We start from the raw sequence: 11,336 nt of genomic DNA on the forward strand, positions 1-11,336 counted from the left end.
AACGATCGCCATCCTTGATGCTGTTAGCTTTTTTCCCAAAGGAATAATCGTATTGCAATACAATCCTGAAACACTCAGACGCACTTTACAGGTAAGAGGTGCGGGTTCTGAAGGAAGCGATCGCCTAGAAGCTTTGCGTCTAATTGCACCACCGCTAGAGACTATTCAACTAGACGCAGAAATTGATGCTACAGATCAACTGGAGTTTCCTGCAAAAAATCCAGATACAGTGTTATTTGGCATATACCCCCAATTAGCAGCCCTAGAAACCCTGATCTATCCTAAAAGTAGCCAAATTCAGACAAACAATCAACTCGCCCGCACAGGTGTTTTAGAAATCTTACCAAATGAGGCGGATTTAAGTGTATTTATATGGAGCTTCAATCGTGTAATGCCAGTACGCCTCTCTGAGTTCAGCATTACCGAAGAAGCATTCGATTCTAAACTAAATCCCATTCGTGCCAAAGTCAGTTTAGGTATGCAAGTATTAAGCACAAATGATTTGAGATTTGACCATAAAGGCAGCAGCTTGTTCAGAGTCTATCACAAGCAAAAAGAGCTTCTAGCTAAGGTAAACACGGCTGCGATTGTTATCAAGACAGTTGCTTCTTTCTTATAAACTTGGCTATCTTTAATCATGAATTATTTCATCTGTAAGTTTCTCAAAAACATCTCGATAAATATAAGTTTTTAGTTGTAAAATAAAAAAGAGTAAAATGTTTACTGAAAGTAGTCGTTACTACGATATAGAAATTGCCAAGTGGCAAACAACATCAAATCAAACTATCAGTTACCTCAGACGCAGATTTTTACCGTCATCACAAAGGTTTGAAATTCTTCAAGAACATCAAGTCAGCGAAGGCGATCGCCTAGATAATATCACTGCAAATTATCTTCATGACCCGGAAGTTTTTTGGCATCTATGCGATGCTAACAACGTTATGCACCCTGATGAATTGACTGCCCAAATTGGTCGGCGACTACGTATTCCCCTGATCTAAAAAAATTAATTTATACTAATTTTGAAAAGGATCTATTATTTCAAAAACATAGTAACAGATTGTAAACCACCAATAGCCAGATTTTGATTAGCTCTGAATTACGAATTACGAATTACGAATTACGAATTAGTATTATGCCTGACTCAGATATTCGCCTAAAACTCATGATTGGTAGCAGCATACCAACACCTGCGCCTTATGAAGTAATAGACGCGCTGATAGACTTAGAAGTGACTCAACAAGACCGCGATCGCAGTGGTTTTCAAATGACCTTTAGTCTTAGTAAAGAATTAAAAAGCTTTTCAGATTATTGGTTACTTCAAAAAGGTATTTTAAATCCTCCCAATCGAATTGTTATTCAAGTTATAGTTAATGTAAAAGTCGGTGTAAGCCGTAGTCTTCAAAGCCCTATATTAATTGACGGCATTATTACCGATCATCAAATTGCACCGAGTAATCAACCAGGGGAATCAAGGCTAACAGTTACTGGTGAAGATATTAGTCTTATGCTCGATCTCGAAGATAAAAATGAAACCTACTTAAACTTATCTGATTCTCAAATTGTTAAGCAAATTTTACAAAAATATAAAGTTAAATATGGGCTGACATTAGATGTACAAGATACTACTAGAGATTTTTCACCCAAAAAAGAAGAACAAATTACTACTCAGCAAAGTACAGATTTACAGTTGATTCAAAAACTAGCTCTACGTAATAGTTTTATTTTTGAAATCAAGCCCGATAAAACTCCTGGTAAAAACATTGCTTATTGGGGTGAGGAAAAAAAGAAAATTACTCCTTATCAACCAGCATTATCAATGAATATGGGGGCGTTTACCAATGTAAATTCATCTATAAGTTTCAACTTTAATGCTCTAGAATCTATAAAACCTCAAGCATCAATTAGTGATGAAAAAACTGGAACATCAATTTCGATTCAGGTTCCTAAATCGCCCGGTCAAGCTTTAGCTAACAAGCCTGCTAAATCATTACGAACAGAAGTGCTACGTTCCACCAATAAACTCGAAAAAATCCTCGCTCAAAAGGAAACCGAATTATTGGCTAGCCGTTCGCAGGAAAATGCCGTAACTGCTAGCGGGGAAGTAGATACTGTTCGCTATGGTTATGTCTTAGAAGTGCGTCAATTGGTGGGAGTGCGGGGTGTGGGAAAAACTTACGGCGGTTATTACTACGTCAAACAAGTAACGCATCGCATCAAGCGTGGCGAATATAAACAAAGTTTCACCTTGAAACGTGAGGGACAAGGTGCAACAATTCAGATGTTAAAAGTATGAACCAATCAAAACTTGATACTTATGGAAGTATAAATCAACAAAGACCTTCTTTTTACGGCAAATACCGAGGCGTAGTATCTGATAATAACGACCCGTGGAAGATTGGTCGCGTGCAGGCAAAAGTGGAAGAAATTTTTGGCAACGATCCCAGTGGTTGGGCATTACCCTGCGTTCCTTATGCAGGTAAGGAAGTTGGGTTATTCCTCATTCCACCCAAAGGTGCTTTAGTGTGGATTGAGTTTGAAAACGGAGATCCAGATTACCCAATTTGGACTGGCTGCTTTTGGGCAGATGAAAAGGTTCCCAATATAGTACCCGCTAATCCTTATGACCCAGAAACCAAGGTACTTAAAACTGATATTGGCAAGATTGAAATCAATGATAAACAAGGTAAGCAGAGCCTCACCATTGAAGCCAAAATCGGTAAGCAAACTATGAAAATAGTCATGGATAATTCGGGAATTGAAATCAACAATGGAAAGAGTGCGACTGTAAAGCTGAATGGTAATAAGGTATCGATTAACAACTTTGATTTGGAAGTAACTTAATGCCAGAATATCTCGTAAATCTTCCCAGGCAAAGAAATGTCATCAACATCGATTTTCCCTTTCATTTCGATAGAAACTATCACACCGCCAGCACCAGCGATGAAAATCAACACATCCGCGACTTAATTGAACAACTACTGTTTACTACTCCCGGCGAACGAGTCAACCGCCCAGATTTCGGCAGTGGTGTATTGTCTTTAATTTTTGCACCCAATAGCCCGGAACTAGCAAAAGCTATGGAAATTACTATTCAAGCATCTATTGAGCAATGGTTGGGCGATTTAATCGATCTGCAAACTTTGGAAGTAAAAAACGTTGATTCCAGCCTTTACATAGTGGTGGAGTATTTCGTGCAAAGTTCTGGGGAGACACAAACAGCTACTTTTAGGACGACAGTGCCATGAATAGCCACACCTTAACTTACCAAAACGAACAGCGCCGCCAAGAAATCCGTAGGCAAAGAAAAAACGGGCTAGATTATGTAGAAGTTAGCGATGATTTGCGATCGCGTAGCGGCTCCGAAGGAGCATCGCTATACGTTTACTTTTTAGGTTCAGTACCAGAAGACTTAAAAAAAGAGAATCTCCAGATTAAAGGCGGCCAGCGCATCTGCAATCTTCATGTGACTAATTTACAGGTAGAAAGTCCTCAAAATTGTGAGAGTTACTTAACAGTTAATCTTGACCAAACTGGCGATTTCTCTGTGTATACTTTGCACTTGGTGTCATTAGATGAACAGGGCAAACCCACAGATCAACCATATCCCAATTTTGACCCGCGCTACTCCCAAGTAGAATTTAAATTCCGAGATGGGATCTGTAACACTGACATGGATTGCTTGCAACAGCAAACTTGTCCGCCAACACAATTAGTTGAACCAGCTATCAACTATTTGGCTAAAGATTATGCTAGTTTTCGCCAGTTGATTTTAGACCGCCTCTCCCTAGTAATGCCGGATTGGGAAGAACGTCATGTTCCCGATTTAGGAATTACTTTAGTGGAAATCCTCGCTTATGTTGGCGATTATCTCAGCTACTATCAGGACGCTGTAGCCACAGAAGCTTATCTAGAAACTGCCCGCCAACGGATTTCTGTTCGCCGTCATGCCCGTCTGATCGATTATCCCATGCATGAGGGTTGTAATGCACGTACTTGGTTGTGGCTGGAGACAAGTATTGATATTTCCCTGGAAACAAAAAATTTCTACTTTATTACTAATCATAAAAACGCGCCTCCCTTTGGCACTATCTTAGAAGATATTCGCCACCTAGATGATGTTCCTCCTAACAGTTATGAAGTTTTTGAACCGCTAACGCCCTTACCGATTAATCTCTACAACGCTCATAACAAAATCCTATTTTATACTTGGGGCGATGGTTCATGCTGTCTTTCTTATGGTTCCACAAGCGCTACATTAGTAGATGAATTTATACATCCCACACAGCCAGAGAGGGCAAATTCCTCTTCCCAACTTGAGCATCAGCGAAAATTGCATCTAAAAATTGGTGACATCCTAATTTTTGAAGAAATTAGAAGTCCGAAAACAGGTATCCCAGAAGATGCAAATATGAAGCATCGCCATGCTGTACGCTTGACAAATGTCAAGGCAAGTGTAGACGAACTTTACAATCAGCCAATTGTAGAAATCGAATGGGCAGAAGAAGACGCATTACCATTTCCCCTTTGTATTTCGGCAATAGTCCCACCAGATTGTCAGCTAGTTGATATTAGTGTTGCCAGAGGCAATGTGATTCTAGTCGATCATGGACGCACTATTGAACGGGAAGATTTAGGAACTGTACCGGGAAAAGAGATAATTCACGAGTGCGAAGAGGAAGGCGAACCTAGAGAAATTTTAGTAGTAGGCGATCGCTTCCGTCCTACCTTGCAAAAAACGCCTTTAATTTTCAGTCAACCTCTGCCTAGAAAAAACCTCACCCAAGATGCTAAAAGTCTCTTAATTCAAGACCCCCAGCAAGCATTACCCCAAATCCACCTTAGAAGTACTGGAAATCACTCTACTTGGACTCCCCAATACGATCTCATAGACAGCAACAACGAAGATCAACATTTTGTTGTGGAAATGGACAACGATGGACAAGCTCACTTGCGTTTTGGAGACGGTGAATTAGGAATAAAACCAGCACCCAATACTCACTTCCAAGCAACTTACCGGGTAGGTAATGGACTTGCAGGTAATATTAGTGCTGAAGCGATTTCTTATATTGTTTTTCACAATGAACCAATTAGTGGTTCGACATTGCAGCCACACCAGCCCTTCCCCGCTCAAGGTGGGACAGCACCCGAACCTCTATCTCAGGTGAAATTATATGCACCGCACCTATCTCACAAAAAATTAGAGCGTGCCATTACTGCTGATGACTACGCACAATTAGTAATGCAACATTTCCCAACAAAAGTTCAACAAGCAACAGCCACCTTACGCTGGACGGGCAGTGGGTATGAAGTCTGGGTGACAGTAGATCCCTTCAACAAAGAAACGGTAGATCGCAAATTACTGCAAAATATTACCACAGACCTAGAAAAATATCGTCGCATTGGTCATGATGTCATCGTTCAACGAGCAGCATACGTCTGTTTAGATATAGCGATGAGAGTTGATGTCAAATTTGACTATTTGCGCGGTCATGTCAAAGCTGCTTTACTGGATATTTTCAGTAACCGGATTTTACCTGATGGTCGGCGTGGTTTTTTCCATCCCGATAACTTGACTTTTGGGCAAAGAATTGCATTAAGTCAGATTGTAGCTCAAGCTTATAGTGTTCCAGGCGTTGAAAGCGTCTCTATAACTAAGCTAGAACGTCTTTTTGCAGGTGACAATCAGGAGATTGAAGCAGGTTTTTTACCCATTGGTTCTTCGGAAATTGCCCGACTCGACAACAACCCCAACTTTCCCGAAAACGGTAAATTTACACTCGATTTGCGAGGTGGCAGATGAAATTAAGTTGTAGCTGTAACTGTCATAACTATAAACCGAGCGATCGCTCTAGTTGTGGTTGCTGTGAAGGTGTTGAAATTATCACTCCCACATCAGTAGCAAATCAACCTGGTTTTTCTACCCTAGCTTATCGAGTTGGAACCCATGCAAGCTTTTTCGAGACAATGAAAGCGCGTCTGAGTGAGAGCAAGTTTCCCTCACTCAAACATCTAAAAACCCGCGATCCTCAAGACACGTCTTTAGCTCTACTAGATGCTTGGGCTACTGTGGCAGACATTCTAACATTTTATCAGGAACGCATAGCCAATGAAGGTTACTTACGTACTGCGATTGAGCGACGTTCCTTAGTAGAATTAGCTCGATTAGTAGACTATGCACATAGTCCCGGTGTTAGCGCCAGCGTTTATTTAGCTTTTACCCTAGAAGATGGTTACAATTTGGAAATTCCTGTTGGTTTGAGTAGCCAGAGTATACCTGATTCTAACGAATCGCCGGAATTTTTTGAAACATCCGAAAAACTGCGAGCTTATGCCCAGTTGAATCAACTCAAGCCCCGGATGAGTCAACCACAACAAGTTAATTCAACAACCGTTACCGAAATTGATAAGATTTATTTAGATGGTATAAATGCGAATCTCAAACCTAACGATCCACTTTTACTGATCTTTGGTGATGCTAAACAATTCATTCGCAAAATTCAAATCATTGAGCCTCAAGCAGAGGAAAACCGGACAAAAGTTACATTACAATTACCATCAAAAGTTACACAAAAATTAACTAATAAAAATCCATTAAATACAATAGAAGAAAGAATAAAACAATTAATCAAACTGCCATCCTTACAACCTGCCAATGCTCTAGAACTTGAGCGGACAAAACAACAGATTTTCTCTCCCGAAAATATTGATATGAATTTTCGGTTAATTAATAATACTTTAAATCCCGCTTCAAACACAGCAATATATCAAATCTTAACTAACAATCAAGTTAATTCTGCTAATCAGTTAAATCGAATTGACTTTTTAGGAATCAAAGCTGCACCTTTCGGACATGACGTAGCTTTGAAGCCGATTTTTGACCAGCAAGGGCGAATTGAAAAATATGAGGAATGGCAAATTGCAGATGTAAATGAGTCAACATCAAGCTCCTCTAGCACACTACCATTAGAATTACGAAATATCTTAGCCTTAGATGCTCAATATGATGGAATTACACCTGGAAGTTACCTAGCGATTGAACGTGTAGATGTTAATGAAATTGAGATTTATCAAGTAATAAAAATTGAAAATATCTCTAAAATTGCCTATAACATAGTAGGAAGAATTACCCAACTCACTTTAGATAAGCCTTGGTTAAAAGAACAGGATACGTCTTTAGATGTCATGCGTAAAACCACAGTGTATCTCAAGAGTGAAGATTTGAATTTGGTGGAAAAACCAGTTGACCTGAAAGATGCACCAAGCGCTCAAAATTATATATCTGACCAGATGGAAATTGAACTAGACAATCTCTACGAAAATCTCCAACCTGGACGTTGGTTAATTATCTCCGGTGAACGCAGTGATATATCTGATGTCAACGGTGTCTGGGCTAGCGAAGTTGTTATGTTAGCTGGGGTGAGACAAGATATAGGTGCGAATTTATCCAATGACAAACCCCATACATTCCTGAAATTTGCTAGACCTTTAGCTTATTCTTACAAACGAGAGACTGTTACTATCTATGGCAACGTAGTCAAAGCCACTCATGGCGAGACTCATACTGAAATACTGGGCAGTGGTGACGGTACTAAAGCAAATCAACAATTTACCCTATCACTATCGCCCCTTACCTATCTACCAGCACCTAGCCATAGTGGCGTTGCTAGCACCTTAACCTTAGAAGTATACGTTAATGATGTCCGTTGGCAAAAAGTAGAAAATTTGATTGACTTAAGTCCAACAGACCGCGCCTATATCACCCACACTGATAGTGATGGCAATACAACTATTATCTTTGGCAATGGTGAACATGGAGCTAGGTTGCCTAGTGGGATTGAAAATGTCAAAGCAGTCTACCGCGCTGGCACTGGCAAAAGTGGTAATGTCGCAGCAGAAAAAATTAACCAACTAGCAATGCAACCTCTAGGTTTGAGTGGCGTACTCAACCCCATAGCAGCAACAGGAGGCGCAGACCCAGAAAGCGATTATGAAATACGCCGCAATGCACCCGTTGGCATAACATCTCTCAACCGTGCAGTTTCCGTGCAGGACTATGCCAATTTTGCGCGTACTTTTACTGGAATTGGCAAATCAAATGCTCAACGTCTTTCAAATGGTTCGGAGCAAATTCTGCACATTACCATCGCTGGGGCTGATGATATTTATATTGATAGAAATTCAGATTTATATCGCAGTTTTGTGCAAGCATTATACCAGTTTGGCGACCCCTATCAGTCACTACAAATAGATATGCGGGAACTAATGCTGTTAATTATCAGCGCCAATGTGCGAATTTTAGCAAATTATCAATGGTCATTTGTAGCACAGAAAATTCGCACTGCTTTATTCGATAAATTTAGCTTTGAAAATCAGGAACTAGGAGAAAATGTTGTCCTCAGTGGAGTTATCAGCACGATTCAACAAGTACCTGGAGTAGACTACGTGGATGTAGATATTTTAGATAGCGTTTCCGAAACTGAAGCCCAAAATCCAGGCATTTTAAATACCAAACTTCAAGAATTGGCAAAAGTAGGCAGCACTGGTGGAAATGGACAAGCAAAACAATGGATTCCTGTAAACTTGGCTGTTTTTGATTCAACAATAAATCAACTTTTCCCGGCTCAATTAGCTATTCTCAACCCGAAAGTACCAGATACACTAATTCTGAAGGAGTTGAAATCATGAGCAATTCCCCAGACCGTCTTTATGAACTGTTGCCAGCCGTTTACCGCATACGTGATGCAGAACTTGGCTATCCCCTACAGGATTTATTACGTGTCATTGCTGAACAAGTAGATATTGTTGAAACAGATATTACTCAACTCTATGAGAACTGGTTTATTGAAACTTGCCAAGATTGGGTAGTACCATACATTGGTGATTTAATTGGTTATCAAAGAGTTCATAGTTCTGGTACAAAACAGCAAGATAACAAGATTTTAAATCCTCGTCGGGAAGTAGCAAATACTATTCGCTATCGACGGCGCAAGGGGACGCTAGCTTTGTTGGAATTGCTGGCTGATAAAATAACTGGCTGGCCGATACGAGTTGTAGAATTTGATCGGCTAGTTAGCAAAACACAGCATATCAATCACCTGCGTTCGTCAACCTCAACAACATTAAATCTGCGTCAGGTGGATGGAATCACAAAGTTAAATAGCCCATTCGATGAATTAGCTCATACAGTAGATATCCACCATATTTCTTCACAAGAGCAACCTGGAAAGTATAATACTCCAAATATTGGTATTTTTGTTTGGCGATTAAAAGCTTATTCTATGACTGTCACACCAGCTTTTTGTTTGGAAGAAGTTAGCTCTAACTGCTACACATTTAGTATTACGGGTAACGACACTCCGCTTTACACTCGTCCTCAATTAGCAAAAGATGCAACCCAAATTGATTGCGAATTAATACCTATTCCCATTCAACGGCAAGTTTTGCAATCTCACAAAAGCGATTATTTTGATTCAAACCCAAATCCAGAAGAATTTACCAAAAGTTTGCAAGTCTGGAAAGGTGTTGGCTCAAAACTGCATCTAATCTCTCCAGAGCAAATTATTATTGCCGATCTGGGCGATTGGAATTATCAACTAGAGCAAGACTATATAGCAGTTGATCCAGAATTGGGCCGAATGATTTTTCCGATCCGCCAGTTACCAAAAAATGGTGTTTGGGTTTCTTATCATTATGGTTTCAGTGCTGATATTGGTGGTGGCGAATATGACCGAACTTTCTTAGATTCTACAGCACATTTCTTACTTGATGTTGGTGATATTCAAGAGCCAGCAATTTTTAGCTCACAACAAGATGCTTCTGCATTATCCGAGTTTTTGCGATCGCAATTTTCCAGTGATACCCAAAGGCTTTTGGATGCCTACACCAGTCCTCCTCCCGAACCAGCTTTAATTGCAGCTTTGCTTACAGAGCTAAATCAACTACTTTTAGGTAAAAGCCTTTATGATGAACAACGTTTTGCATCTATCACCTTGAGTGCCAAAACTAAACGTTTGGTTCAGCAAAATCTCCAAGGTAAAGAACTGATTCGCTGTAATCGTTTGCTATTAGAAGAAGCTTTTCCATCTCAAATCAGAAAGCATTATGCTCATTACAGCGTCAGTCAAACTTCACGAGGGTATTATCAAACTATTACTGAAGCAATCTCACAGTGGCAACGAGACAAACCCCATAATGCTGTAATTGAAATTATTGATAGTGGCGTTTATGTAGAACGAATTAATATTGAACTGGAACAAAACCAAAGTCTGCAATTACGTGCAGCTAACCACAAGCGTCCGGTGATACGTATTCTCGATTGGAGAACTTCTTTGGGTGACGCTTTAAATGTCACAGTAGAGTCAGGAAGTTGCTTTGTTCTCGATGGTTTATTGATTACTGGTCGGGGAGTGCATATAGAAGGTAATCCGACTCAATTTGCAGATTATTCTACCTCTATTGTACAAAAACCATCTGCGATTATTATCCGTCATTCTACATTAGTACCGGGCTGGTCATTACATTGTGACTGCGAACCCCGACGTTCCAGCGAACCAAGTTTGGAGTTATTTAATATCAATGCGTGCGTAACGATTGAACACAGTATTGTTGGCTCCATTCAGGTTAACCAAGATGAGGTAGAGACTGACCCTTTACCCATAAATATTAGCGATAGCATTATAGATGCTATCAGTATAGAAGGTGAAGCGATCGGTGCAGTGGGTTATTCCATAGCCCATGTGCGGTTGACTATTGCACGTTGCACAGTCTTTGGTCAGATTCAAGTACATGCAATTGACTTAGCAGAAAACAGTATTTTTAACGGCATTATATTCGTTGCTCGTCGCCAACAAGGTTGTATCCGTTTCTGCTACGTGATGCCTACCTCACGCACACCACGTCGGTATAATTGTCAACCTGATTTAGTGGAGCAAAAGATTAGACAAGAAACTGAACTAGAGACAGAACAGTTAGATACAAACCTACTTGTCATCAGACATCACTTACGACCTCAATTCAACAGTATACGTTATGGCACACCTACTTATTGTCAGTTAGCGTCAACCTGTGCTGAAGAAATCAAACGTGGCGCTGATGATGAATCAGAAATGGGTGCTTTTCACAATCTATATCAGCCTCAAAAAGAGGCTAACCTACGCATCCGTTTAGATGAATATACACCCGCTAATACTGAAATTGGCATTATTTACGCTAGCTAAAGAGGATTTTATGCAAGGAGAATTTAGAGGCGATTTTACTCGTGATACCTACGACAAAAGCAAGCACTTCCTTCGAGTATTGATGCAACAAGGTAGAGTGCAATTAGATGCAGACTT

Annotated in this window: 8 protein-coding genes; all 8 read left to right on the forward strand. The window is 40.1% G+C overall.

The window, feature by feature from the left end; all coding sequences use genetic code 11:
- Positions 1-619, forward strand: a 619-nt coding sequence (locus ACM0OX_RS33675; RefSeq protein ID WP_414519332.1) for a hypothetical protein, incomplete at its 5' end; no start/stop codon positions are given.
- A gap of 97 nt (positions 620-716) precedes the next feature.
- A complete protein-coding gene (locus ACM0OX_RS33680; RefSeq protein WP_099103146.1) occupies positions 717-1,001 on the forward strand; it encodes a hypothetical protein in 285 nt (94 codons plus the stop codon).
- Between the two features lie 134 nt (positions 1,002-1,135).
- Positions 1,136-2,296: a phage late control D family protein gene (locus ACM0OX_RS33685; protein ID WP_414519334.1), complete on the forward strand. Its 1,161-nt coding sequence runs from the start codon at positions 1,136-1,138 to the stop codon at positions 2,294-2,296.
- Positions 2,293-2,844 (forward strand): phage baseplate assembly protein V, encoded by a 552-nt coding sequence (locus ACM0OX_RS33690; RefSeq protein ID WP_414519336.1) that lies wholly within the window; start codon positions 2,293-2,295, stop codon positions 2,842-2,844. Before ACM0OX_RS33685 ends, ACM0OX_RS33690 begins: the two co-directional genes overlap by 4 nt.
- A complete protein-coding gene (locus ACM0OX_RS33695) occupies positions 2,844-3,248 on the forward strand; it encodes a GPW/gp25 family protein (protein ID WP_414519338.1) in 405 nt (134 codons plus the stop codon). The genes ACM0OX_RS33690 and ACM0OX_RS33695 overlap by 1 nt, the downstream gene beginning before the upstream one ends.
- Entirely contained in the window at positions 3,245-5,803 is a 2,559-nt protein-coding gene (locus ACM0OX_RS33700; RefSeq protein WP_414519340.1) for a putative baseplate assembly protein, read from the forward strand. The genes ACM0OX_RS33695 and ACM0OX_RS33700 overlap by 4 nt, the downstream gene beginning before the upstream one ends.
- The gene (locus tag ACM0OX_RS33705) at positions 5,800-8,688 is read left to right on the forward strand and encodes a putative baseplate assembly protein (protein ID WP_414519342.1); all 2,889 of its coding nucleotides are present in this window, start codon (positions 5,800-5,802) and stop codon (positions 8,686-8,688) included. The genes ACM0OX_RS33700 and ACM0OX_RS33705 overlap by 4 nt, the downstream gene beginning before the upstream one ends.
- Entirely contained in the window at positions 8,685-11,219 is a 2,535-nt protein-coding gene (locus ACM0OX_RS33710) for a hypothetical protein (RefSeq protein ID WP_414519344.1), read from the forward strand. The genes ACM0OX_RS33705 and ACM0OX_RS33710 overlap by 4 nt, the downstream gene beginning before the upstream one ends.
- Positions 11,220-11,336: the final 117 nt, after the last annotated feature.

The organism is Nostoc sp. PCC 9305 (assembly GCF_963920915.1).
Classification (GTDB): Bacteria; Cyanobacteriota; Cyanobacteriia; order Cyanobacteriales; family Nostocaceae; genus Nostoc.

What these genes read in the sequence shown, in the direction of transcription:
- ACM0OX_RS33710 (WP_414519344.1), top strand. Translation starts at nt 8,685, where the DNA reads ATGAGCAATTCCCCAGACCGTCTTTATGAACTGTTGCCAGCCGTTTAC.
- ACM0OX_RS33700 (WP_414519340.1), top strand. Translation starts at nt 3,245, where the DNA reads ATGAATAGCCACACCTTAACTTACCAAAACGAACAGCGCCGCCAAGAA.
- ACM0OX_RS33680 (WP_099103146.1), top strand. Translation starts at nt 717, where the DNA reads ATGTTTACTGAAAGTAGTCGTTACTACGATATAGAAATTGCCAAGTGG.
- ACM0OX_RS33705 (WP_414519342.1), top strand. Translation starts at nt 5,800, where the DNA reads ATGAAATTAAGTTGTAGCTGTAACTGTCATAACTATAAACCGAGCGAT.
- ACM0OX_RS33690 (WP_414519336.1), top strand. Translation starts at nt 2,293, where the DNA reads ATGAACCAATCAAAACTTGATACTTATGGAAGTATAAATCAACAAAGA.
- ACM0OX_RS33685 (WP_414519334.1), top strand. Translation starts at nt 1,136, where the DNA reads ATGCCTGACTCAGATATTCGCCTAAAACTCATGATTGGTAGCAGCATA.
- ACM0OX_RS33695 (WP_414519338.1), top strand. Translation starts at nt 2,844, where the DNA reads ATGCCAGAATATCTCGTAAATCTTCCCAGGCAAAGAAATGTCATCAAC.